This is a genomic window from Shigella sp. SIG3, assembly GCF_053555855.1.
Genome location: NZ_JBQZXE010000004.1, coordinates 1 through 21,204 on the forward strand (window position 1 = coordinate 1; position 21,204 = coordinate 21,204).

The window sequence follows — 21,204 nt, forward strand, 5'->3', positions numbered from 1 at the left end:
ATGCTCTGCCTGGAATGTACCAAACGCCATCAGCGCCGCCACGCTCGGGTCTATCTTGTTCGGTGATTTTTTCTTGTTCGGCTTGATATTGGCGTTCGCGTCACTCTGCATCACGACGTTACTCATCGACCAGGACAACACCGGATCGCCACGATGCACAATCACCCTGCGGTTAACAAAAACTTCGAACGATTTCGCCGCCGGACTGAATCTGAGGTAGGTTTGCGGGAACGGCTCCACCTCAAAACCAGCCCCCTGTAATTGCGTCCTGAGATGCGTGGCGTTCCACGTATCAAAGCCCACCAGCCTGATATTAAATTTCTCCGCATCCTGCATGATGTCATCTCTGATCCGGTCGTAATCAATGCAGTCACCTGGCGTTGTGCGTATCCAGCCCGCTTTAGCCCACTGGCGATAGACAGCGCGGTTTTTATTGGCGGGGTTCTGTAGCTGGAACTCCGGCAGATAATGACGGGAAATCAGCATAATGGTTTTACCGACCGGAAAGGCATAGCATACGCTGGAAATATCGCTGGTTGATGATAAGTCCAGCCCCGCGTAACACTCCTGACCGTGTAAATCTTCCTCCGTGAACGTTCCGGCACACTCAGCCCATGCACCATTACCCATCCACGGGGTAGTCCCCTGACACCAGATATTAAATCGCTTTGTCATCATCTCCACCCACTGCGACGGAATACCCCGCGCTTTCTGGATGGTTGAGGCCAGTTTTTCACGATCCACGGAAACATCAATATTAGGGTTCGCCTTTATCCACATCGCCGGATCATCAACCTCGTTTTTGTCGTCCAGTTCGTAAATCAGTACAAAAATTGAATCGTTGACCTCTTCGCCGTCCAGGATCTGGCAGCAATAATCATAGTGCTGTTTACAGGCTGAAACGACGTTACTGCCCGATGTGGTAATGGCAAATAACAGCCCTTCGGGACGTGCGCCCATCCCCAGCTCAAGCGCGGAATAAACGCCGTTATCGGGGTGTAGGTGGTATTCGTCCACGATGGAAAGACTGGGGTTTGTCCCCTCGATGGTTGCCGCTTTTGCTGCCAGCGGCTTTAACAGGCTGTTGCTTTTCGGGTGTATCACCTTATGCGCCTGAATATTCACCCGCCTGCGTAACGGTCGGGATAAAAGGCACATCTGACGCGCATCATCAAACACGATCCGCGCCTGGTCACGGCTCACCGCTGCGGTGTAGATATCCTGCTGACCGTTCTCCATAATCAGAAACCAGTTAGCCAGAATCGCGGCGGTCGTGGATTTCGCATTTTTGCGCGGCACTTCGATAAAGGCGCTCGTGTATTTGCGCCGTCCGGTGGCCTTAACCTTAAAGCCGAGGATGCACGCAAAGGCGAACTGCTGCCACGGCTCCAGCTCAATGGGTCTGCCACGCATCGGTCCTTTTACGTGCGGGCACACCCTGGAAAAGGCAATAAACCGCTCCACAACCTCACGATCGAACATGTAAAGGGGGCTTTTAAGGTCCGAAAAGTACCGTTTAACAGCCTGTTTTAACCGTTTACAGGCCGGAATTTTGCCCGTTTTTACGTCTTCTGCGTACTTATTCCAGGCGGTCAAGCTCGTCCTCTTCTTCTGTTTCCGGTGGATTTTTACGGCGGCTTATCGGGTCAAAACCGAGCAAGGAGGCCATTTTTATCATCACTCTTTCAGCGTCGGATTTTGCGCTTAATGCGGGGTTTCTGCTCTCGCCGCCCTGACTGTTAACAATGCTGAACCCGCGCGCCGCAAGGTCTGCAACGGCTTTCCGGTAAATGGAGTAGTTGACGCAATACAGTTCCAGATTGCTCCAGTCGGCGGGGGTCAGGTCTCCCCGTTCCGCAAGCTGCCGCGATTTTTCCCGCCACTGCTTCACGGCGATATCATCCAGGTAGGCGGGGGCTTTCGGTGGTCTTGCCATGCTTATTTTTCGTCAGATTATTTTTCAAAAAATTCCCGTGCATAAAAATTTGGGGAGGCGTTCGGTGCCCGGCGGGGTCGGGTTTGTCCTGAAAACGCCCCCCACCCCGTCATACAGCCTCATCAGCGATTGCGGAAACATTCCATAACCTCGCGGTCACGGTCGGTTAATCGCTTCGCTGTGATGCGTTCTGCGCGTCCTGACGCTTTATCTTTATGCCCTGTTTCCTGTGTCTTCCATGCGTCACGCTGCCTTATAAGTCCACGGATAAGGCGGTTTTGTTCCCGCTCATTCATCAGCGTCATACATCCAGTTATTGCGGTTAGCAGCCCGTTCTTCCTCTTCACGAAATCCACCTGCGGCACGCTTGCTTTTTGTTGCCGGATCAAGCCATTTCGTTTTCTGGTTATGACACGCCTGGCACAATGGTTGATGGTTCCATTCGGGCCAGAAGAGAACATCATCACCGCCATTAATCGGGATAATGTGATCCACCACCACGGCGGGCGTATATATCCCCTTCTCAAGGCATCGCACGCATAACGGGTTTTTACTCAGATACATGGCGCGGTATTTGTCCCACTGTCTGGAATATCCACGCGCGCGGCGGTGTCCTCGTCTGGCATCCTCTGCACGCCATGCCGCCCGCCTGTGCTCCTCACACTTGCCGGATTTAACGCGCCTGTTACAGCCTGGTTCTGTGCATCGTCTTAATGGTTGCCACGGCATCAGTACACCCCCACATCACGGTAAGCCGTCCAGAGTGCGCCTATCGTCATGGGTACGCGTGTTTTTGCGTTATCCGCGACAATCTGGCGATTTTCATACAGGTGAGCGATAAACATCATGCAGCCAATCTTTATGGCTGGCGTGAACGCCAGCCCGTCATCAAAGCGCCTGCCTATGTGTATCTGGCACGCCTCAAGCGATGCGGCAATGTATCCGCTGATTAACTGGTCTTCATCGTCGCCATCGATGCGGCAATGGAGTTTCACTTCTTCCAGGGTGATAAGTTCTTCTGTCATTTTTCCGCGCCCTCACGACAAAGAATTTCAAGGCGTGTCCTGGCGGCATCCGGCAGCGGCTGCCCGATGATATTCAGTACACGCCCCGCCAGCGGCCCCGTACTGACCTTTATCCGGCTGGTGGCGTTGATGTCCTTCCGGTACCGTATCCAGATCCTTACGGTACCAATCGCCAGCTCTGCGCCCGATGAAATGGCCTCCTTGCTGCTGACCATGTTCACGCTTGCCCAGAGTGTGTGACCGTCCTCCCACGTTTCGAGTATTTCGCCGGTTATATCCCTGGTCTGTTTCAGGGTCTGAATCGTTATCCTGTCACGCAGTCGCCCTATGTTCATTCCGGTTTTTCTCCCTCGCTGATTTTTACTTCCTGTTTCCATGCCTGGCTGAACTCATCACCACCATCACGCGGTGACAGCCCTTCACGTTCGCGGGCTTCGTTCGGACACATAACGCCGGATTTTATGCCGCGCTCATAGGTGGCAAAGCGTTCGCCAGGTGTGGCCCGTAACAGGTCCGCGCTGTCAAACTCCACCTGATACCGGATACCAGGTACAGGCGAGGCCACCAGCAAGGCATTTTTTATCTGCTGCTCAAAGTTCGCCAGCCACGGGCGCATCGTCATGGTGAGAAATGCGCGGCTTGCCTCGCTGAAGTTGCTGTAGGTGCTGTTGCTGTATTCCTGCAAAAAAATCGGCGAGACGTTGAACATTCGGGCGATGTCTTCAATGGTGAAGCGACGGGAGGCCAGCCATTCGGCATCCTGATTACTCATGCCCAGCTGCTGATAGCTCATCCCCCCTTCAAGGATGGGCGTTTTTCCGGCGTTTCTGGCCCCTTTGTAGCGTTCCAGTGCGGCTAATGCCTGTTTGCCCTTCACGCCGTCCAGCCATTCGCCTGACGTGATAACCCCTGCCGCCATCATGCCATCACGCATCACGCTCGCGCCGTGGCGTTGTTGGGCCAGCCCAAGCCCCAGCGATTCGCGGCAGATGGTTACAGGTGAGCGCCCCATAAAACCGTCATCCGTGGAGTAACGAAGGTGGAGAACCTCCCACGGTAAATAGTTGCGGGTGTTTCCGGTGTAGGCGTCAGTGATGCAGTAGCGCCAGTTATGATCACCTGTCTGCTCCACGTTCACCGACTGCGGCGGGTAAGGATGTAAAGCCGCCGGAAAACCATCACGCCCCCACTGAATAACCGCATAAGCATTACCACTTAACAGGCAGTGGCGGATCATCATTCGCTTAAACTGGTAGGGTGTCTGCCACGCGTTCGGGCGCTCGTTGAGGATGTGATCGACCGGATGAGAATCAAGCCATTCGCGGGCCTCCTTCCCCTTCTCATTGCGTACCAGGTACAGGTAACACGGCATGGTAGCCACCGCCTCAGAGATGACCGTGACGGCGTTCATGACGGCGGAGAGTGATTCCGCTGTCCCAGATGATACGTACTCACCCGCCCCCGTGTTCGATGTGCCGGCCAGCGCCATAAATTCATCAAGCGTCATGCTGCGCTGCTCTTTTTTTCGTCTGAAAGGCCACATATCACACCCCCGCTAAATCCGCCCACCAGCGGCGATTATCCTCACGCGGCATTTTTTCGGGGTGCTGCTCATACAGGGAACGGCGGGCCAGCTCCACGCCGGAATCGGGGTAAGCCGGTACCGATGTAACGGTAATTTCGTACAGTTCCGCCACCAGCACGGTGCGCACGCATGGATCTGTTGTGGTATCCCATACATCCTTACGGGAGCGAAAGCTAAAGCTCATCCCCGAGATGTCCCCACGCTTAACCAGTTCGATAACGTCGCGCCCTGTACTGGTATCCGGTGGGGTCAGTTCAAAGCGTAACCCTGTTTCGTCCTCTTCCAGTTTCAGCGTGCCGGAACGGGTGCGCCCCAGTAACATGCTGTGGTCATGCTCATACAGGCCGCGAACGTCATTACCCGCCGCAAGCCATTCAGTAAACGCCCCCCGCTGGAATTTTTCGTAAAACTCACCCCATAACAGTTCTGAAAGCTTATCCCAGCGAACAACGTAGCCCGTCAGCGTACCGGCTCCGCTGGTGGTGATTTCCGATGACCGGATTTCCATACTCTTCATAATTTTTTCACCCATAAAACACTAAAGGGGCTTTTTAGCCCCTTCTGTATGCTGTTAATCGTCGTCTTCCGGCAGTTCCAGAATCTTGATCGCGTTCGAATCCACCACGCCACCGCCTAAATATTTTTGCGTGAAAATTTTGATGAATCCTGGTTCTGTCAGGTTGTCCGGTCTGGTGCGAACACCTGTTTCGTGATCAACAATGTAGTAACCGCGTTTGAAGTCACCCAGGGCAATAACGTTATCAGGCATAAACTCCAGATATTCGACCGGAAGGCCCAGCAACGTATCAGGATCACCCGCCTGTAAACGGTCGCGCCAGATATAATCACCGTTCGCGTTCTTCACCTTCTGAAGTTTTGCCGCCGTCGTGGAGTTAACCACCCAGACCGCGTTTTTGCGGTATTTTTTACGTAATGCAAATTTCAGGTCGATCAGCGGGTCCGCAGATGTCCACGCCAGAGATTCGGAAGGTTTAATTACCTGCAACGTACCAAAATCACGCTCTTTGTCGTTCTTCTCTGCACGGGGTACGGATAAAAAACCTTTTGCTTTTTTGTCACCGTCGCCCACAACCAGATCGCTTTCTTCGGTTTCCGTGAAGGTGTCGCCAATCTCACCCGTCAGCCATGAAAGGATGTCCACATCGGAAAAATCCACGATTTCCTGTGTGGTGCGCGGGTACGCATAGACCGGATACAGCTTAATGCTCACCTCGTTAATCTGCGGGGTGCTGGTCTGTTCGCGTGCCTTACCCTCTTCACCGTGGTTAACGGTCGCACCGCCAGCGGAAACAAGCTGCTTAAACTCGTTGCTGCTGATTTTCTTCACGGTACAGATGCGGCGCATAGTGGATTCATCCGCCAGCATTCGCATGATTTCGGTGTTCAGTTCAGGGATAACGGTATAACCACCATCAGCGGGAACGCCTGTACTTAATGCGCGGGTTTCACCGGTCAGAATGTAGTTGCGTAGTTCTGCGGGGTCAGTGGTCTGGCTGCTTTTACCTGGCTTGCTGCGCTCTTCGTCTGCAATGGCTTCAAGGCGGGAAATGTCTTTATCGAGGGATTCAGCTTTAGCGCGTAATTCGTCAAATTTTGCGCCCTCAGCATCGTTAAGACTGCGGTTTTCTTTTTCAGCGTTCTCCAGCATGTCGCGCATCTGATTTTTAATGGCGGTTTTCTGCTGGCGTAATTCGATTATTCTCTGCATAAAAAAGTCCTGGGGTTAAGTAAGGAACTCCAGGACGCGGCAAACACTCAACCGTTTTTCATAAGGAAATCAGTAATCGCACCGATCGTTTTCCCGCCTGGTAATGAATATTGGCGAGCACATTAACAGGCGGGAAAGTGGCCCCAGCGTCCTGGCACCACGGGCGAGAATAATCATGATTCAGTTCGGGTAAAATATGCCGATCCGCTCAGTGAACAACGTGGAACAACCACGAACAAATAATTTACAAAAAATAACAAAAAGCCGGATTGCTCCGGCTGTATGTGCTGTATGGGTGCTCAGTCTCTGATCCCTTTCAGAAATTCTATCAATGCATCTGTCTGTTCAGGATTTACTGCCAGCATTTCACCGGATAGCGCGCAACGAACAAAACCATGATGATCCTTTTCAATCAGCGCCCCCGTTTCCAGAAATGCGCGGTAATCAGTGATATTCATCGTCTCCATGTTGTCAGCATGGTATTTATCACGCTGTTTAAGTATCTCATCAAATTTCATCGGCATTGCGTTTTCCTCTGTTGTGTCTGTTTGTTTCAGATAGTAACTATGCCGGACCGTGACGAAAAGCCAGTAGTGCTCCATACCGTTTCAAATGACGCAAAAAAAGCCGGATTGCTCCGGCTTCGTGGTGTGGTTCTGATATTCCTACTCTGCTAATTTGCTCAGCCCCATGTCTGCGTAAGTGCGATTTACTGCATTTCTCAGGTCTGCGTAGTTCTCCGTTGGCGGCTCCGGTGTGCCCTTGCTGCTCTGTTTTACCAGCGGGTCGCCCACCAGCCGCCCGTAAGCTGCAATTTGTGCTGTCATATTGCCACCTCAGTGAAGCGATCCGGCATTGTTCTTTTTCATCTCTTCCATCATTTTTTCAGTGAGCATTACGCACTGAAACCCCATGTTTTTGATGTCTACGGGTTTCATGCCTTTGTCAGTGGATATCACAGGCAGAATATCCTGATACACATCGCGGTCAGGGTAACTAAGCACACAAAGCGCCCATGATGCCACGGGTGAGGATCCTTCGTCTGTTTCAACCCACCAGCCTGGTGTAGCTGCGCTTATTTGCAGAATCGTGATCCGTCCGTTGTGCTTGTAAAATTTTTCACCAAATTTTGGTTCGCTCATGATTCCACCTCTCCGGTTTTAACGTTGATTGTTGTTACCTGTTCCGCTTCGGCAATCTCCCGCTCTGTCAGCGTGGCAAAATTTGCCGCCGTCGTGGTCATGAATGCGCTTATCAGTTCGGGATGTGCTTTCGCGTATCCTTCCCCCGCGTGGCGGTCTATCGTTCTGATTGCCACCTTTAAAGCGTGCTCTGTCATGTCTAACGCGCGATATTTCGGTTCTGTTCTGTCTCTGCGTTTTTTGAGTGATTTATTAAATTTCCCTGAAGTGTGCATATTTATTTTTACCCCCTCGTTTAAAAAGTTTTGAGTTGTGCCTCCCCTTGTCTACCTTAGTGGCCCTCATGCCAGTAATGGCGCTGCTTTCAGCGGGGTAGAGTGCTTTTATCCACTATCTACCCCGTGTCTACCTCCCTGTCTGATTCAGGTAAAATCAGGTAGAGAGGGTAGATAGTGGGTAGACAGTAAAAAAAGGCTACCTACCTAACTTAATGCACTGAATTAAATGTATTTTTCTTTACTCAGGTAGATAGGGTAGACAGCAATTACAAAAAATTATAAAAACGCGTCGCACTCGTCTGTTGTTATTGCGTTAGTCTGCGTTACTCCCTTAACTTTCCGCGTAATATATTCATGTCCGTAAACTTTCGCGGCTGGCTTCATAGCCTTGCCAAAGTCATTTACGTTTAGCGGTTTGCTCCTGCCTGCGTACGCCATAAACGCCAGATAGACGCGGTAAAGGCTGTTTCTGGTCGTGTACTTCACTGAATCGCCACCGCCGCCCATCATCAGGCCGCGTGCTTCCTCCAGAAAATTCAGGAACTGGCAAAACTCAATAACCGGATCCGTCTGTTGCTTTATTGCCAGAGCTTCATCACCGTCACGCTGTTCCAGTAGTAAAGCCCGTGCTTTCTCAGAGTCGGTAAAGTTCGCCAGCAATCGGCGGATAATGACAGGGATTTCAGCCGCAATCTTTTCCGGTAGCTCCCTGTCTTTTTCGGCCTCACTAACGATATTGTCGAAACGGAAAATCACGCGACGACGTGCCACACCTCCGGCCCGTTCGGTGAATATCATCGGGTTATTGTTGGTCGCCAGCACCACCGCCCTGATTACAGCCGTGAAACGCTTTTCGTATTTCGGGTTAATTTCCACGGGGTCACCGCCCGTGATTTTCTTGATGCCCGTTCCTTCGCCTGTATATTTCGGCTGGTCAGCCAGGACGATAAGACGACTCCCGACAACCTGCGGACGTCCACCAGCATCATCAAGCGATGTCATTTCAGCGCTTACCGTGTTCTGTTTCCCTGCCAGAAGGCTGGCTATGTGTGTGAATGTACTTTTACCGCTCCCGCCGTCTCCGGTGGCCTCAATAAACATCTGCCAGTCGTACCGGTTCGCCATAATCATGTACAGCGCGGCACATATACGCATCATCTTGCGCTGGTCTTTTCCGGCTGCGTGCTCAAGCCATTTATGAAAGTTTAGCGCGTTATCGCGGATGTTCTCCCCTGGTGCTGGTGGCGTGTACTCAATGCCGTTGTGCGTGGTGATCCAGTTCTCCGGCGTGTGCGGGGAAAATTCCCCCGTTTTCAGGTCAAGCGCACCATTGGCGAACGGCAGCAAATCGCCGGACGGCTCGCCCATTGGTTCGGCAATAACTTTTAACGCTTCCACGGCGTTATTGATTACGCGCTTGCTGAAAGTGGCCCTGTGCTCTGAATAGATCGCCACCATTTCGCGGCTAAGTTCCATTGTGCTGACCGGACACCATACCCCGCCGCGCCATACGTGAACGATTTCACTTTCCTGATGCACACAAACGCCATCAAAGCGCTCGGCAAGCAGCTGCGCGCGCTCACTGTCTGCCATTTGTGCCAGTTGCGTATTTTTCTGCTCCGGCATGGTAAGCCCTGCGGCAATATTTTCACGCTCAGCATTCAGATAGCGCCGCCAGTTTTCACACTTCTGGACGTGCATTCCTTCGGGGTAAAAATTTGCGTCCTGAATATCTGCCGCCGCCAGCTTCTGACCAATCTTTTTGGTCTCCACCAAATCCAGTTCTCCGGCCTGGTACAGCCTTACGCGTTTTTTTCCATCCGGAACAATTTTCAGTGCATCAAGTTCGGCAAGCTGATTTGGCCCAAGCCACACAGGCGGCACATTATCGCCGGATGCGGGGCCATCCTGCTCCTGCCATTGTTTCGCGTGCGACCAGGCATCACTACCCGCAAAGATAATTACCTCTGTGTCTTTGTGTTTTATTCCGCGTGGCTGTTTTTTTACGTTCGGTGCCAGTTTCATTTTTTACCCCTGAATACGTTAAGCATCTTTTTTATTTCCTGAATATTGGCGCGTGCTTTCTCCCTGCTGGTTGGTTTACTGCGGGGCGCTGCCTGTACCAGCGTGAAATCACGCCGGAATTGATAAACAGGCATCACGCAATCATATTCGTAACCTTCACGGCGGTAGGTGATGCGCCGTTCTGCCACGCCTTTAATCGTTACCATGCCGCCGTACTGGTCGCGGTAAATATCACCGCGCGTAAATTTAGGGTGAGTGTTGCCACTGGCAGTTAAGCCAGAATATTTAAGTTTCATTATTTTTATTCTCCGGTGTGCTGTTCTTTATATCTGTCGTGCAATAGATCTATTTCTTGCAGTTCCATTATTACAGGCTCAAGAAGCGTTATTAATGCCGTGGCAATTCTTGATTTTTGTTTGTCGCGTTCATTGTCGCCAAGTGTTTCAAGCCATATGCGCAATATTTCCAGCATGTTTTCACTGTGAGAAAGTGCAAGAAATGCGCGGTCTATTGTTTCGTGGTAAATATCACGCATATTAATCCCCGTCCGTCGTTTTTCTTAAAATAACCTCTGTCACGAAATCAGCATAATCGGCGGCGATATTCAGTACATCAAGCCCGTTGATTTATATTCTCTCGTGGAAAGTAAGAAAAAAGCCGCTCTAATAAGTTCTGGCATTGACGAAAGCGCATCAGCCGCATCATCAGGAACGCCGGAAAATTCCTGTTTCAGGGAATTAAAACGATCATCACGCATAACCCCCCCCATTTTCACAATCGGCAACAAGAATATTTTTAGCGTCATTCAGTGACCGCGTTGCGATGTATCGGATACATTCCAGGGCGAACTGTGTCCGGTCTTTCTGTTCTTCTCCCTGCGCAAGCTCTGCCGTGCATTCAATATCAATAAGCGCGTGCATCAGCGTAGTGAGTGCGGCGGCTGCTGCGTTCGGTGTGGTTTTATTGTGCATAGGTTTCCCCCTGACGAATACGGGCGGCGAATACAGCAACACAACCGGACGGGCAACGGCTACGCGCTTCGCGTTCCGTCCAAGCGGTTACGTGGATGATTTGGGATTCTCCGGTACTCAGTGCCAGAAAACGCCACACAAAGGCCGTTTGTGTGTGTACAAGGTGTGGTATATGATTTACGGCAACCATAACGGCTCCTAGTTTACGTTGTTGGTTAGAAGCCCCGTTACTGCTCCTACAGTGCGGGGCTTTGCTTTTTGTGTTGATTGTGTGTAATGTGTCATTACACATAAATACATTACATGAGGTGTAATTAACGTGTCAACACACAAAAACGAAAGGCGTGGTAATCCTCCGTTCCAGTTCCGTTTAGATCCTGACTTACGGGAAAAGATGGAAAAGGCACAACAACAGGACGGCGATGATTCTCTTGCTGCCTGGATAAAGCGAATAATCCGCAAAGAATTACAGCAACGCGGCATAGAACCCAAAGGATAAAAACTATCAGCGCCGTGGTGTGAGGTACTACGGCGCATTGCTTTACAGGCGCACACAATGACCAACGAAGAATCAACCGAAAAAACATCACCTGCACGAAAAAGACGACGCAGAAAGAAAGAGCATGAATCAGAACGATTCGCGCCGTGTTCTTTTGCCCTTGAGAAGTACCTTAAAGAATACTCATCAAAGGAGAGAACTTCGCAGTTATGGCAACGCACTGAACCAGACTGATTGCATTGCCCACCAGCCTGATAGCGGCTATCATCCCCGTGCTTATGTTTGGGATCACACACACAAACGGCGCAGCGGGTTATCTGTTCAGAAAGGCGGCTCCATTTCGGGGCCGCTTTTTTTATGCCTGAAAAACCCCAATTTTGTGGTTTTCCAGTTTCACCAGGGCGAACGAATCCCCGCCCACGTTCTGGCGTATATTCAATCTTCATGGTTATAGCTCTGTGTTCAGATGATTGATGTGTGGCGGCTGCGTGCCGCCAGCGTGATTAATGAACTGCCTTGCAGCTATCCTTCCAGGCCAGAACCTCGGATAAAGACCAGCCAACGGAACGACCGCCAAGTTTACGACGTGATGGGAATTGTCCGGCCTTTTCCAGGCGGTAGCGGCATGAGCGGCTAAGGCCTGTTAGCTTTTCGCATTCTTTTTCACGTATAAACCGATCAGTGCTTAACACTATTGCCCCCTTTCGTTTCTTAAAGAGTTATTTCGTGTTCTATTGCGTTGGGATGTGTCTGATTGTGTCAGGATGATTCAGAGTTGGCAAATGTTGAGGCCGTATGGTTTACAGAAAGAGGAATAATCAGGATAAAATCATTTAAATTCATGTTAATACAAAGGCATAAAATATTGTTTCATGCCTTTTTTCTCGCTATTTAAAGAGTGATTCGCTAGTGTATAAAAAACCAGTAAGACGTTAAAAATCAGCTACTTATAAATCTGTACACTTTTTCACCTCTTGTTCGTAGTTGTTCCGCATTGTTGCTCATTGTTGCTCATTGTTGCTCATTGTTGCTCATTGTTGCACGTTGTATCTGTTCGCATATCCAGTATGCGCATACTGAAAAAACACGAAAAAAATTATTTTCTTCTGGCTACTGGTAGCGTGGTTACGTTTTCATGTGTTCCCGCCAGTATCCCTAACCGCTCCGTCCACATATCCAGCGCATTGCGTTTAGCATCCAGATAACGGGAATGATTATAAACTCGCTGCATTCCTGGCATCTGGTGGCCTGTAAGCTGCTCCACGACGTGAGGATCCACGCCTAAATCGTTCAGCATCGTTGTAAAGGTGCGCCGGATGTCATGTAGTGACCAGTGAGGGTGATTTAGCCTCCTGTGCGCTAATCTGCCGTACTGCGACACGCTTGTTTCCTGTTTCACTTCCCCCAGCAATAAGCCCGTGTGCCTGTTCTGCTCCACCAGCTGCGTGACGAACGGCAGTATTGCTTCCGGTATGGGCCGGAATATTGCCACCTTCGTTTTGCTGTGTTCTTTCGGCACGGTCCAGAGCATTTCGGTAAAATCCCACTCGCTGATCTCCGATAACCTCAGTTCTACCGTCCGGCATCCGAACACAATCAGGAGGCGGATTAACGCGATGTAGTAGGGGGAGAATATTTTTTTGTCCAGTGCCTGCAATAATTCGCCCAGTTCTTTGGTGCTTAAGACACGCTCGCTTATATCCGGTTTTTTCCCAACGTCCGCCACACTCATATCATCAAGAACGTTGCTGATTGCATAGCGCCGCCTCCGGCAGAACTTAAGCGCCTGTTTGCACGTCTGTAGCAAGAATCCGGCAGTAACAGGCGTTCGCTTTGCCACCTGGTCAAAACAGGCCAGCCAGTGCCGTAGCTCGCATTTATCCAGCGGCATAGCACCAATGTGCTGTATTACGTGATTATTAAGGCGCTTTTTCAGGGCGGCATAATCCACGCGGTTTTCCTTTGCGTACGACTCAAGCCAGTAGGTGAGCGCATCGCCAACCGTTACCGGCTTTAACGCTTCCTGTACGGTGTAATTAAGCTCATGACGTGGATTTTTCCCCTCTGCCAGCCATGCGCGACACTGGGCGGCTTTTTCCCTGGCTGATTTCAGGCTCAGATCAGGATAATTTCCCAGCTTAATGCGTTCCGGTGGTGCCCCCCTTCCCGTTCCGGCCCTGTAAGTGAAATACCAGGTTAAAAGGCCACTGGTTGAATGCCTGACGCTCAGGTTTCCACCGTCATTAAGAAAGGCTGTTTTTTGGGCGGGTGTGCCGTTGATTTTCCTCAGCTGTGTATCGCTCAGTTTGTTAAGTGCTCTGCTCATAATTTTGATTCCGGTCATCACAATTAACTACACCATTAACTACACCGATCGTTGCACAAAGGGCTACAACGTGAAACAAGCTGGAACAAGGAAAATCACAAATCTGTTTATAATCAAAAACATAATGAACAATCTGAAACATTATGAAACGGCAAAAAACACTAATTGATAAAATATGTCCATACTTCACGCATTACGTTAAGCATCCGTTATAATCGGTTGCAGATACCAGCCTGTGGATGCTTAACATGGAATACCAACTCACTCTTAACTGGCCCGATTTTCTTGAACGTCACTGGCAGAAACGCCCGGTGGTGTTAAAACGCGGCTTTAATAATTTTATTGACCCGATCTCTCCAGACGAGTTGGCGGGTCTGGCGATGGAAAGCGAAGTTGACAGTCGACTGGTCAGTCACCAGGATGGCAAATGGCAGGTCAGCCACGGCCCGTTCGAAAGCTACGATCATCTCGGTGAAACCAACTGGTCATTACTGGTACAGGCAGTAAACCACTGGCATGAGCCGACCGCCGCGCTGATGCGACCGTTCCGTGAACTACCGGACTGGCGTATTGATGATCTGATGATTTCTTTTTCTGTACCTGGCGGCGGCGTCGGCCCGCATCTCGATCAGTACGACGTGTTTATCATTCAGGGTACCGGACGTCGTCGCTGGCGAGTGGGCGAAAAGCTGCAAATGAAACAGCACTGCCCACATCCAGATCTGTTACAGGTCGATCCGTTCGAAGCCATCATCGATGAAGAGCTGGAGCCTGGTGATATTCTTTATATTCCGCCAGGATTCCCGCATGAAGGCTACGCGCTGGAAAATGCGATGAACTATTCCGTGGGTTTTCGCGCGCCAAATACGCGGGAATTAATTAGCGGATTTGCCGATTATGTGCTGCAACGTGAACTGGGCGGCAACTACTACAGCGATCCGGATGTTCCACCTCGCGCTCATCCTGCGGATGTTCTGCCGCAAGAGATGGATAAACTGCGTGAGATGATGCTCGAATTGATCAACCAGCCGGAACACTTTAAGCAATGGTTTGGCGAGTTTATATCCCAGTCACGTCATGAACTGGATATCGCGCCGCCGGAACCGCCTTATCAGCCAGATGAAATCTACGATGCACTGAAACAAGGTGATGTGCTGGTGCGCCTGGGTGGTCTGCGCGTATTGCGCATTGGCGACGACGTGTATGCCAATGGTGAGAAGATCGATTCCCCGCACCGTCCGGCACTGGATGCACTCGCCAGCAACATTGCGCTGACTGCGGAGAATTTTGGCGATGCGCTGGAAGATCCGTCATTCCTCGCGATGCTCGCGGCGCTGGTCAATAGCGGGTATTGGTTCTTCGAAGGGTAAGTTTGGATTTAAGCCGGATGCAGCATCACATGCCGCATCCCTTTTCGCTTACTTCCGTTGCGCCGTTAACTCGGCAATACGGACGATCACCTGCACCGCTTTTTCCATACCTTCCAGAATCACAAACTCATGCTTACCATGATAGTTGTAACCGCCAGTGAACAGGTTCGGGCAAGGTAATCCCATAAACGACAACTGCGCGCCGTTGGTACCGCCGCGGATCGGTTTCAGTTCCGGTTCAATATCGCAGTCACGCATCGCCTGCTGGGCGATATCGAGAATATGCGGATGCTCAACCACTTTCTCGCGCATATTGTAGTAACTGTCTTCAATCACCAATTCAATGTAGCAATCAGGATGTAACCCTTTGCCCACTTTTTTGGCGATCTCCATCATTTTACGTTTACGCGCTTCAAACTGTTTACGGTCGAAATCACGGATGATGTAGTGCATATCGGCCCGTTCAACGGTGCCTTTCATGCTCGCCAGGTGATAGAAACCTTCATAGCCTTCTGTCATTTCCGGGCTTTCATCCGCCGGAACTTCCGCATGAATACGTGCCGCCAGCGACAGCGCATTTACCATCACTCCTTTCGCCGTGCCCGGATGAACATTGTTACCGACAATTTTGATATTGACCGATGCGGCGTTGAAGTTTTCAAACTCCAGTTCGCCTACGCCACCACCGTCAACAGTGTAAGCCCAGCGGGCATCGAAGGCATCAACATCAAAATGTTTCGCCCCTTTGCCCACTTCTTCATCCGGGGTAAAGGCGACGCGAATATCACCATGCGGAATGTTTTTCTGTTGCAATACCGCCAGCGCGGTCATGATTTCTGCAATACCTGCTTTGTCATCGGCACCTAACAAGGTTTTACCATCGGTGGTAATCAACGTCTGACCCAGTAGCTGATGCAGCACCGGGAACATAACCGGTGATAAAACTTCATCGCCGATACCCAGCGCAATATCGCCACCGCGATAGTTTTCAACAATTTGCGGATTAACATTTTTGCCGCTGCAATCCGGTGAGGTATCCACATGAGAAATAAAGCCAATCGCCGGGATATCGCCAGGGACGTTAGCCGGTAACGTCGCCATCAAAGTGCCCTTCTCACTTAAGGTCACATTGATAAGCCCCATTTCTTCGAGCTGCTCTTTCAGCAGATGCAATAACTTCCATTGGCCTTCCGTGCTGGGAACCTGTCTCACCCCTGCTTTTGATTGGGTATCCAGAGACACGTAGTTCAAAAATCGCTCAAGTAGTTTATCCATGTAGTCACCCTCACTTTTTGTGACAACATTATTAAGAAGCAAGAAAAGACAAATATTGCGTCAGGTCACTTTTACCCCTGCAAGCGGGAATATTTATCAGCATTACCTTAATGAATATAAAGCTAAGCCAGTAATTCACAACAAAGATTGGCGATTCAAGCGGTTTGCCGTAGAATTACCGCCCTCATTAAGAGTCACCAAGGTGGTTAACCACAAACCCCGCATCGGTAAGCCATCCGTTGCGTTTACATGGGACAGAGTAAAAAATTGAATAAACAACCGAGTTCGCTTTCACCGCTGGTGCAATTGGCGGGAATTCGCAAATGCTTTGATGGTAAAGAGGTCATTCCCCAGCTGGATCTGACTATCAACAATGGCGAGTTCCTCACGCTGCTTGGCCCTTCTGGCTGCGGTAAAACAACCGTTCTTCGCCTGATTGCAGGTCTGGAAACTGTTGATTCCGGACGCATCATGCTGGATAACGAGGACATCACCCACGTTCCGGCGGAAAACCGCTATGTGAACACTGTTTTCCAAAGCTATGCACTTTTCCCCCACATGACCGTGTTCGAAAATGTGGCCTTTGGGTTGCGCATGCAAAAAACCCCCGCTGCTGAAATTACGCCCCGCGTGATGGAAGCCCTGCGGATGGTGCAGCTGGAAACCTTCGCTCAACGTAAACCGCATCAGCTCTCTGGTGGTCAACAGCAACGCGTCGCCATTGCTCGCGCGGTGGTTAACAAGCCTCGTCTGTTGTTGCTGGATGAGTCGCTCTCAGCGCTGGATTACAAACTGCGTAAGCAAATGCAGAACGAGCTGAAAGCGTTACAGCGTAAGCTTGGCATTACATTCGTTTTCGTGACTCACGACCAGGAAGAAGCACTCACCATGTCGGACAGGATTGTGGTGATGCGCGATGGTCGCATTGAGCAAGACGGCACGCCGCGTGAAATCTACGAAGAGCCGAAAAACCTGTTTGTTGCCGGGTTCATTGGCGAAATTAATATGTTTAACGCCACGGTGATCGAGCGACTCGACGAGCAGCGCGTACGCGCCAACGTTGAAGGCCGCGAATGTAATATCTACGTTAACTTCGCCGTTGAACCGGGGCAAAAACTGCATGTTCTGCTGCGCCCGGAAGACTTACGTGTTGAAGAGATTAACGACGACAACCACGCTGAAGGGCTGATTGGTTACGTTCGTGAGCGTAACTACAAAGGCATGACGCTGGAGTCGGTTGTTGAACTGGAAAATGGCAAGATGGTGATGGTCAGCGAATTCTTCAATGAAGACGATCCTGACTTTGACCACTCTCTCGACCAAAAAATGGCCATTAATTGGGTAGAAAGCTGGGAGGTCGTACTGGCTGATGAAGAACACAAGTAAGTTCCAGAATGTAGTGATTGTCACTATTGTCGGTTGGCTTGTGTTGTTTGTCTTTCTGCCCAACCTGATGATCATTGGCACCAGCTTTTTGACCCGCGACGACGCCAGTTTCGTCAAAATGGTCTTTACGCTGGATAACTACACGCGTCTGCTCGATCCGCTCTATTTTGAAGTGCTATTGCACTCGCTGAATATGGCGCTGATCGCCACCCTCGCCTGCCTGGTGCTGGGCTATCCATTTGCCTGGTTTCTGGCGAAGCTGCCACACAAGGTGCGTCCGCTGCTGCTGTTTCTGCTGATTGTTCCGTTCTGGACCAACTCATTGATTCGTATCTACGGGCTGAAAATTTTCCTCAGCACCAAAGGCTATCTCAACGAGTTTTTGCTCTGGCTGGGCGTTATCGACACACCAATCCGTATCATGTTCACGCCCAGTGCGGTGATTATCGGTCTGGTTTACATTCTGCTGCCGTTTATGGTGATGCCGCTGTACTCCAGTATCGAAAAACTGGATAAGCCGTTGCTTGAGGCGGCGCGCGATCTCGGTGCCAGCAAGTTACAGACTTTTATCCGCATCATTATTCCACTGACGATGCCGGGGATTATTGCCGGATGTCTGCTGGTGATGCTGCCAGCGATGGGCCTGTTCTATGTGTCCGACCTGATGGGCGGTGCGAAAAACCTGCTGATCGGTAACGTCATCAAGGTACAGTTCCTCAATATTCGTGACTGGCCGTTTGGTGCAGCCACCAGCATTACGCTGACTATCGTAATGGGCCTGATGTTGCTGGTTTACTGGCGCGCTTCTCGTTTGCTGAATAAGAAGGTGGAACTCGAATGATCGGTCGACTGCTTCGCGGCGGTTTTATGACCGCTATCTACGCGTACCTGTATATCCCAATCATTATTTTGATTGTGAACTCCTTTAACAGCTCGCGCTTTGGCATCAACTGGCAGGGTTTTACCACCAAATGGTATAGCCTGCTGATGAACAACGATAGCCTGTTACAGGCAGCGCAGCATTCACTAACAATGGCGGTGTTTTCGGCGACGTTTGCTACGCTTATCGGTTCACTGACGGCAGTTGCGCTGTACCGTTATCGCTTTCGCGGTAAGCCGTTCGTTAGCGGAATGCTGTTTGTGGTAATGATGTCACCAGATATCGTGATGGCAATTTCGCTGCTGGTGCTGTTTATGCTGCTGGGTATTCAGCTTGGCTTCTGGTCGCTGCTGTTCTCGCATATCACCTTCTGCCTGCCATTTGTGGTGGTGACGGTGTATTCGCGCCTGAAAGGTTTTGACGTGCGGATGCTGGAAGCGGCGAAAGATCTCGGTGCCAGCGAATTTACCATTCTGCGAAAAATCATTCTGCCACTGGCAATGCCAGCGGTGGCGGCGGGCTGGGTGTTAAGCTTTACCCTGTCGATGGACGATGTGGTAGTTTCTTCATTCGTCACCGGACCAAGTTATGAAATTCTGCCGTTAAAAATTTATTCGATGGTCAAAGTCGGCGTATCGCCGGAAGTTAACGCGCTGGCAACCATATTACTGGTGCTGTCGCTGGTGATGGTTATTGCCAGCCAGCTTATTGCTCGTGATAAAACGAAAGGTAACACAGGGGACGTTAAATGAAAAAATGGTCACGCCACCTGCTCGCGGCGGGTGCTCTGGCACTGGGCATGAGCGCCGCTCACGCCGATGACAACAACACGCTGTATTTCTACAACTGGACCGAGTACGTGCCGCCAGGACTGCTTGAACAGTTCACCAAAGAAACCGGTATTAAGGTTATCTATTCGACTTACGAGTCGAACGAAACCATGTACGCCAAGCTGAAAACGTACAAAGACGGTGCCTATGACCTGGTGGTTCCTTCAACCTATTACGTCGATAAAATGCGTAAAGAGGGGATGATCCAGAAGATCGACAAGTCGAAGTTAACGAACTTCAGCAATCTCGATCCAGACATGCTCAACAAGCCTTTTGACCCGAATAACGACTACTCCATTCCGTATATCTGGGGTGCGACGGCGATTGGTGTTAACGGTGATGCAGTGGATCCGAAATCTGTCACCAGCTGGGCCGATCTGTGGAAGCCAGAGTACAAAGGCAGCCTGCTGTTGACCGACGATGCCCGTGAAGTGTTCCAGATGGCGCTGCGTAAGCTGGGCTACTCCGGTAACACCACCGATCCGAAAGAGATTGAAGCTGCATATAACGAGCTGAAAAAACTGATGCCAAACGTCGCAGCGTTTAACTCCGATAACCCGGCTAACCCGTACATGGAAGGCGAAGTTAACCTCGGCATGATCTGGAACGGTTCTGCTTTCGTTGCACGCCAGGCGGGTACGCCTATTGACGTGGTGTGGCCGAAAGAAGGCGGCATATTCTGGATGGACAGCCTGGCGATCCCGGCAAATGCCAAAAACAAAGAAGGCGCGCTGAAATTGATCAACTTCCTGCTGCGCCCGGATGTGGCAAAACAGGTTGCTGAAACTATCGGTTATCCAACGCCAAACCTTGCGGCGCGTAAGCTGTTAAGTCCAGAAGTGGCAAACGATAAGACGCTCTACCCGGATGCTGAAACCATTAAAAATGGCGAATGGCAGAATGACGTTGGCGCAGCCAGCAGCATTTATGAAGAGTATTATCAGAAGCTGAAAGCAGGACGTTAATTCAACAAGCGGACGGTGGTATTACCGCCCGTTTTTTAGTTAGCAAGGATGTGGCTAATGAGTCAGGACAGTAAAGTTTTATCCCGCTCTTTCGTCGGTATTGTGGTCCGCTTGTAGGCCTGATAAGCGTAGCGCATCAGGCAATGCTTCCTGCTTTATAATCCCTCCAGCAACTTTTCAACAAATTCTGGCACCACCTGGCTTGCCGGGCCGTAATATTTCTCGGCAAATTCATTACCAACCTGACTCGGTTCAAGATTCAGTTCAACGGTGTGAGCACCATGTAGTTTGGCTTCGTGTACAAACCCAGCAGCCGGATAGACATGCCCGGAAGTACCAATGGCAATAAAGACATCCGCCATCGACAACGCCATATAAATTTCATCCATGCCGAGTGGCATTTCGCCAAACCAAACGACGTGCGGACGCAAGGGTGCCGGGAAGTGGCAACAATGGCATTTATCTTCTGGCGTAACGTCTCCGGTCCAGTCGAGAACCTGACCACTTTGCGAACAACGAACTTTCAGCAATTCCCCATGCATATGAATGACATTGGTATTACCTGCGCGTTCATGCAGGTTGTCTATATTCTGCGTTACCAGCAAAAAGCGATCGCCGAGAGCGTCTTGCAGTTTAGCCAGCGCAAGATGCGCGGCGTTAGGCTGAATTTCTGGCTGCTGCAGCTGTCGACGACGGGCGTTATAAAACGCTTGCACCAGTTCAGGATCGCGATCGAAACCTTCCGGCGTTGCCACATCTTCAACCCGATGTTCTTCCCACAGGCCATCTGCGGCGCGAAAGGTACGAATACCTGATTCCGCAGAAATTCCTGCCCCTGTCAGTACGAGTACTCTTGGTTTTTCCATTGCTTCCGGCACCACTTTATCTCTGAAAAAAATACGCTGACGCAAACGCTCGCGCAGGCGACGTTTATTTTTACGAAAACGACTTAACCGATGACCCCGACGCGACAGCATAGCAA

General features: G+C 50.6%; 29 protein-coding genes and 1 pseudogene. 7 read left to right on the forward strand and 23 right to left on the reverse strand.

Going from position 1 to position 21,204, the window contains the following annotated elements; all coding sequences use genetic code 11:
* From ACUU1I_RS01770 to ACUU1I_RS01860, 19 genes and pseudogenes are all read right to left on the reverse strand, one after another.
* A partial coding sequence (locus tag ACUU1I_RS01770) for a terminase large subunit (RefSeq protein ID WP_449144804.1) occupies nucleotides 1-1,596 on the reverse strand: 1,596 nt, incomplete at its 3' end.
* Nucleotides 1,580-1,936 carry a phage terminase small subunit P27 family gene (locus ACUU1I_RS01775; protein ID WP_000113645.1) on the reverse strand — a complete coding sequence of 119 codons (357 nt, stop codon included), beginning with the start codon at nucleotides 1,934-1,936 and terminating at the stop codon, nucleotides 1,580-1,582. The genes ACUU1I_RS01770 and ACUU1I_RS01775, both read right to left, overlap by 17 nt.
* Nucleotides 1,937-2,058: 122 nt before the next feature.
* The gene (locus ACUU1I_RS01780) at nucleotides 2,059-2,241 is read right to left on the reverse strand and encodes a hypothetical protein (RefSeq protein ID WP_000174068.1); all 183 of its coding nucleotides are present in this window, start codon (nucleotides 2,239-2,241) and stop codon (nucleotides 2,059-2,061) included.
* A complete protein-coding gene (locus ACUU1I_RS01785; protein WP_001145905.1) occupies nucleotides 2,225-2,665 on the reverse strand; it encodes an HNH endonuclease signature motif containing protein in 441 nt (146 codons plus the stop codon). Before ACUU1I_RS01785 ends, ACUU1I_RS01780 begins: the two co-directional genes overlap by 17 nt.
* Nucleotides 2,665-2,961 carry a head-tail connector protein gene (locus tag ACUU1I_RS01790; protein ID WP_000134108.1) on the reverse strand — a complete coding sequence of 99 codons (297 nt, stop codon included), beginning with the start codon at nucleotides 2,959-2,961 and terminating at the stop codon, nucleotides 2,665-2,667. The genes ACUU1I_RS01785 and ACUU1I_RS01790 overlap by 1 nt, the downstream gene beginning before the upstream one ends.
* A complete protein-coding gene (locus ACUU1I_RS01795; protein WP_001020662.1) occupies nucleotides 2,958-3,296 on the reverse strand; it encodes a phage head closure protein in 339 nt (112 codons plus the stop codon). The genes ACUU1I_RS01790 and ACUU1I_RS01795 overlap by 4 nt, the downstream gene beginning before the upstream one ends.
* On the reverse strand, nucleotides 3,293-4,504 hold the full coding sequence (locus tag ACUU1I_RS01800; protein WP_000267614.1) for a phage portal protein: 1,212 nt from the start codon (nucleotides 4,502-4,504) through the stop codon (nucleotides 3,293-3,295). Before ACUU1I_RS01800 ends, ACUU1I_RS01795 begins: the two co-directional genes overlap by 4 nt.
* 1 nt (nucleotide 4,505) lies before the next feature.
* Nucleotides 4,506-5,078, reverse strand: coding sequence for an HK97 family phage prohead protease (locus ACUU1I_RS01805; protein WP_000504059.1), 573 nt, complete (start codon nucleotides 5,076-5,078; stop codon nucleotides 4,506-4,508).
* A gap of 39 nt (nucleotides 5,079-5,117) precedes the next feature.
* Entirely contained in the window at nucleotides 5,118-6,275 is a 1,158-nt protein-coding gene (locus tag ACUU1I_RS01810) for a phage major capsid protein (RefSeq protein ID WP_001188865.1), read from the reverse strand.
* Between the two features lie 299 nt (nucleotides 6,276-6,574).
* Nucleotides 6,575-6,799: a hypothetical protein gene (locus ACUU1I_RS01815; RefSeq protein WP_001132078.1), complete on the reverse strand. Its 225-nt coding sequence runs from the start codon at nucleotides 6,797-6,799 to the stop codon at nucleotides 6,575-6,577.
* A gap of 141 nt (nucleotides 6,800-6,940) precedes the next feature.
* Nucleotides 6,941-7,102, reverse strand: a complete 162-nt coding sequence (locus ACUU1I_RS01820; RefSeq protein WP_000126701.1) for a PerC family transcriptional regulator — start codon at nucleotides 7,100-7,102, stop codon at nucleotides 6,941-6,943.
* A 9-nt stretch (nucleotides 7,103-7,111) separates the two neighbouring features.
* Entirely contained in the window at nucleotides 7,112-7,417 is a 306-nt protein-coding gene (locus tag ACUU1I_RS01825) for a hypothetical protein (protein WP_001294165.1), read from the reverse strand.
* Nucleotides 7,414-7,692, reverse strand: coding sequence for a hypothetical protein (locus ACUU1I_RS01830; RefSeq protein WP_000557476.1), 279 nt, complete (start codon nucleotides 7,690-7,692; stop codon nucleotides 7,414-7,416). The genes ACUU1I_RS01825 and ACUU1I_RS01830 overlap by 4 nt, the downstream gene beginning before the upstream one ends.
* Nucleotides 7,693-7,971: 279 nt before the next feature.
* Entirely contained in the window at nucleotides 7,972-9,720 is a 1,749-nt protein-coding gene (locus tag ACUU1I_RS01835; protein ID WP_000761799.1) for a DNA primase family protein, read from the reverse strand.
* On the reverse strand, nucleotides 9,717-10,016 hold the full coding sequence (locus tag ACUU1I_RS01840; RefSeq protein ID WP_000770157.1) for a DUF4222 domain-containing protein: 300 nt from the start codon (nucleotides 10,014-10,016) through the stop codon (nucleotides 9,717-9,719). Before ACUU1I_RS01840 ends, ACUU1I_RS01835 begins: the two co-directional genes overlap by 4 nt.
* Nucleotides 10,017-10,021: 5 nt before the next feature.
* Nucleotides 10,022-10,255 (reverse strand): hypothetical protein, encoded by a 234-nt coding sequence (locus ACUU1I_RS01845; RefSeq protein WP_001204964.1) that lies wholly within the window; start codon nucleotides 10,253-10,255, stop codon nucleotides 10,022-10,024.
* Between the two features lies 1 nt (nucleotide 10,256).
* Nucleotides 10,257-10,477 (reverse strand): annotated as a pseudogene (locus ACUU1I_RS01850) (hypothetical protein).
* Nucleotides 10,470-10,691 (reverse strand): hypothetical protein, encoded by a 222-nt coding sequence (locus ACUU1I_RS01855; protein WP_005005155.1) that lies wholly within the window; start codon nucleotides 10,689-10,691, stop codon nucleotides 10,470-10,472. The pseudogene ACUU1I_RS01850 and the gene ACUU1I_RS01855 overlap by 8 nt, the downstream one beginning before the upstream one ends.
* Nucleotides 10,681-10,881 carry a host cell division inhibitor Icd-like protein gene (locus ACUU1I_RS01860; RefSeq protein ID WP_024260618.1) on the reverse strand — a complete coding sequence of 67 codons (201 nt, stop codon included), beginning with the start codon at nucleotides 10,879-10,881 and terminating at the stop codon, nucleotides 10,681-10,683. The genes ACUU1I_RS01855 and ACUU1I_RS01860 overlap by 11 nt, the downstream gene beginning before the upstream one ends.
* 129 nt (nucleotides 10,882-11,010) lie before the next feature.
* On the opposite strand from ACUU1I_RS01860, the gene ACUU1I_RS01865 reads away from it, so the two are divergent.
* Entirely contained in the window at nucleotides 11,011-11,190 is a 180-nt protein-coding gene (locus ACUU1I_RS01865) for a hypothetical protein (protein WP_000103622.1), read from the forward strand.
* A 124-nt stretch (nucleotides 11,191-11,314) separates the two neighbouring features.
* Nucleotides 11,315-11,644 (forward strand): hypothetical protein, encoded by a 330-nt coding sequence (locus ACUU1I_RS01870; RefSeq protein WP_154074686.1) that lies wholly within the window; start codon nucleotides 11,315-11,317, stop codon nucleotides 11,642-11,644.
* Between the two features lie 49 nt (nucleotides 11,645-11,693).
* Here the strand turns inward: ACUU1I_RS01870 and ACUU1I_RS01875 are convergent, their stop codons facing one another.
* Both ACUU1I_RS01875 and ACUU1I_RS01880 read right to left on the reverse strand, forming a co-directional pair.
* Nucleotides 11,694-11,882, reverse strand: coding sequence for a helix-turn-helix transcriptional regulator (locus tag ACUU1I_RS01875; RefSeq protein ID WP_000953271.1), 189 nt, complete (start codon nucleotides 11,880-11,882; stop codon nucleotides 11,694-11,696).
* A gap of 404 nt (nucleotides 11,883-12,286) precedes the next feature.
* Nucleotides 12,287-13,516 (reverse strand): tyrosine-type recombinase/integrase, encoded by a 1,230-nt coding sequence (locus tag ACUU1I_RS01880; RefSeq protein ID WP_000085257.1) that lies wholly within the window; start codon nucleotides 13,514-13,516, stop codon nucleotides 12,287-12,289.
* Nucleotides 13,517-13,764: 248 nt separating this feature from the next.
* Between ACUU1I_RS01880 and roxA the strand changes: the two genes are divergently transcribed.
* Nucleotides 13,765-14,886: a [50S ribosomal protein L16]-arginine 3-hydroxylase gene (gene roxA / locus ACUU1I_RS01885; RefSeq protein WP_001295435.1), complete on the forward strand. Its 1,122-nt coding sequence runs from the start codon at nucleotides 13,765-13,767 to the stop codon at nucleotides 14,884-14,886.
* 48 nt (nucleotides 14,887-14,934) lie between these two features.
* Here roxA and pepT read toward each other — a convergent pair whose 3' ends face one another.
* Nucleotides 14,935-16,161 (reverse strand): peptidase T, encoded by a 1,227-nt coding sequence (pepT, locus tag ACUU1I_RS01890; RefSeq protein WP_000359449.1) that lies wholly within the window; start codon nucleotides 16,159-16,161, stop codon nucleotides 14,935-14,937.
* Between the two features lie 249 nt (nucleotides 16,162-16,410).
* On the opposite strand from pepT, the gene potA reads away from it, so the two are divergent.
* Genes potA through potD form a run of 4 tightly spaced genes read left to right on the forward strand, consistent with a single transcriptional unit; the run spans nucleotide 16,411 to nucleotide 20,222 of the window.
* Nucleotides 16,411-17,547: a spermidine/putrescine ABC transporter ATP-binding protein PotA gene (gene potA / locus ACUU1I_RS01895; protein ID WP_000531594.1), complete on the forward strand. Its 1,137-nt coding sequence runs from the start codon at nucleotides 16,411-16,413 to the stop codon at nucleotides 17,545-17,547.
* Entirely contained in the window at nucleotides 17,531-18,388 is an 858-nt protein-coding gene (gene potB, locus ACUU1I_RS01900; protein ID WP_000799401.1) for a spermidine/putrescine ABC transporter permease PotB, read from the forward strand. The genes potA and potB overlap by 17 nt, the downstream gene beginning before the upstream one ends.
* On the forward strand, nucleotides 18,385-19,179 hold the full coding sequence (gene potC, locus ACUU1I_RS01905) for a spermidine/putrescine ABC transporter permease PotC (RefSeq protein WP_000580316.1): 795 nt from the start codon (nucleotides 18,385-18,387) through the stop codon (nucleotides 19,177-19,179). Before potB ends, potC begins: the two co-directional genes overlap by 4 nt.
* Nucleotides 19,176-20,222: a spermidine/putrescine ABC transporter substrate-binding protein PotD gene (gene potD, locus ACUU1I_RS01910; protein ID WP_000759317.1), complete on the forward strand. Its 1,047-nt coding sequence runs from the start codon at nucleotides 19,176-19,178 to the stop codon at nucleotides 20,220-20,222. The genes potC and potD overlap by 4 nt, the downstream gene beginning before the upstream one ends.
* Nucleotides 20,223-20,377: 155 nt before the next feature.
* On the opposite strand, the gene cobB is transcribed toward potD, so the two are convergent.
* Nucleotides 20,378-21,199, reverse strand: a complete 822-nt coding sequence (cobB, locus tag ACUU1I_RS01915) for a Sir2 family NAD+-dependent deacetylase (protein ID WP_000952731.1) — start codon at nucleotides 21,197-21,199, stop codon at nucleotides 20,378-20,380.
* Between the last annotated feature and the right edge of the window lie 5 nt (nucleotides 21,200-21,204).

Bases quoted from the DNA above. Each gene is read 5' to 3' on its own strand.
- pepT (WP_000359449.1), bottom strand. From the start codon at position 16,161: ATGGATAAACTACTTGAGCGATTTTTGAACTACGTGTCTCTGGATACC.
- ACUU1I_RS01775 (WP_000113645.1), bottom strand. From the start codon at position 1,936: ATGGCAAGACCACCGAAAGCCCCCGCCTACCTGGATGATATCGCCGTG.
- ACUU1I_RS01805 (WP_000504059.1), bottom strand. From the start codon at position 5,078: ATGGGTGAAAAAATTATGAAGAGTATGGAAATCCGGTCATCGGAAATC.
- ACUU1I_RS01780 (WP_000174068.1), bottom strand. From the start codon at position 2,241: ATGACGCTGATGAATGAGCGGGAACAAAACCGCCTTATCCGTGGACTT.
- ACUU1I_RS01810 (WP_001188865.1), bottom strand. From the start codon at position 6,275: ATGCAGAGAATAATCGAATTACGCCAGCAGAAAACCGCCATTAAAAAT.
- ACUU1I_RS01870 (WP_154074686.1), top strand. From the start codon at position 11,315: ATGAATCAGAACGATTCGCGCCGTGTTCTTTTGCCCTTGAGAAGTACC.
- roxA (WP_001295435.1), top strand. From the start codon at position 13,765: ATGGAATACCAACTCACTCTTAACTGGCCCGATTTTCTTGAACGTCAC.
- ACUU1I_RS01795 (WP_001020662.1), bottom strand. From the start codon at position 3,296: ATGAACATAGGGCGACTGCGTGACAGGATAACGATTCAGACCCTGAAA.
- ACUU1I_RS01860 (WP_024260618.1), bottom strand. From the start codon at position 10,881: ATGGTTGCCGTAAATCATATACCACACCTTGTACACACACAAACGGCC.
- ACUU1I_RS01830 (WP_000557476.1), bottom strand. From the start codon at position 7,692: ATGCACACTTCAGGGAAATTTAATAAATCACTCAAAAAACGCAGAGAC.
- potD (WP_000759317.1), top strand. From the start codon at position 19,176: ATGAAAAAATGGTCACGCCACCTGCTCGCGGCGGGTGCTCTGGCACTG.
- potC (WP_000580316.1), top strand. From the start codon at position 18,385: ATGATCGGTCGACTGCTTCGCGGCGGTTTTATGACCGCTATCTACGCG.
- ACUU1I_RS01820 (WP_000126701.1), bottom strand. From the start codon at position 7,102: ATGACAGCACAAATTGCAGCTTACGGGCGGCTGGTGGGCGACCCGCTG.
- cobB (WP_000952731.1), bottom strand. From the start codon at position 21,199: ATGCTGTCGCGTCGGGGTCATCGGTTAAGTCGTTTTCGTAAAAATAAA.
- ACUU1I_RS01845 (WP_001204964.1), bottom strand. From the start codon at position 10,255: ATGCGTGATATTTACCACGAAACAATAGACCGCGCATTTCTTGCACTT.
- ACUU1I_RS01790 (WP_000134108.1), bottom strand. From the start codon at position 2,961: ATGACAGAAGAACTTATCACCCTGGAAGAAGTGAAACTCCATTGCCGC.
- ACUU1I_RS01835 (WP_000761799.1), bottom strand. From the start codon at position 9,720: ATGAAACTGGCACCGAACGTAAAAAAACAGCCACGCGGAATAAAACAC.
- ACUU1I_RS01815 (WP_001132078.1), bottom strand. From the start codon at position 6,799: ATGCCGATGAAATTTGATGAGATACTTAAACAGCGTGATAAATACCAT.
- potA (WP_000531594.1), top strand. From the start codon at position 16,411: ATGGGACAGAGTAAAAAATTGAATAAACAACCGAGTTCGCTTTCACCG.
- ACUU1I_RS01880 (WP_000085257.1), bottom strand. From the start codon at position 13,516: ATGAGCAGAGCACTTAACAAACTGAGCGATACACAGCTGAGGAAAATC.
- ACUU1I_RS01840 (WP_000770157.1), bottom strand. From the start codon at position 10,016: ATGAAACTTAAATATTCTGGCTTAACTGCCAGTGGCAACACTCACCCT.
- ACUU1I_RS01800 (WP_000267614.1), bottom strand. From the start codon at position 4,504: ATGTGGCCTTTCAGACGAAAAAAAGAGCAGCGCAGCATGACGCTTGAT.
- ACUU1I_RS01785 (WP_001145905.1), bottom strand. From the start codon at position 2,665: ATGCCGTGGCAACCATTAAGACGATGCACAGAACCAGGCTGTAACAGG.
- potB (WP_000799401.1), top strand. From the start codon at position 17,531: ATGAAGAACACAAGTAAGTTCCAGAATGTAGTGATTGTCACTATTGTC.
- ACUU1I_RS01825 (WP_001294165.1), bottom strand. From the start codon at position 7,417: ATGAGCGAACCAAAATTTGGTGAAAAATTTTACAAGCACAACGGACGG.
- ACUU1I_RS01855 (WP_005005155.1), bottom strand. From the start codon at position 10,691: ATGCACAATAAAACCACACCGAACGCAGCAGCCGCCGCACTCACTACG.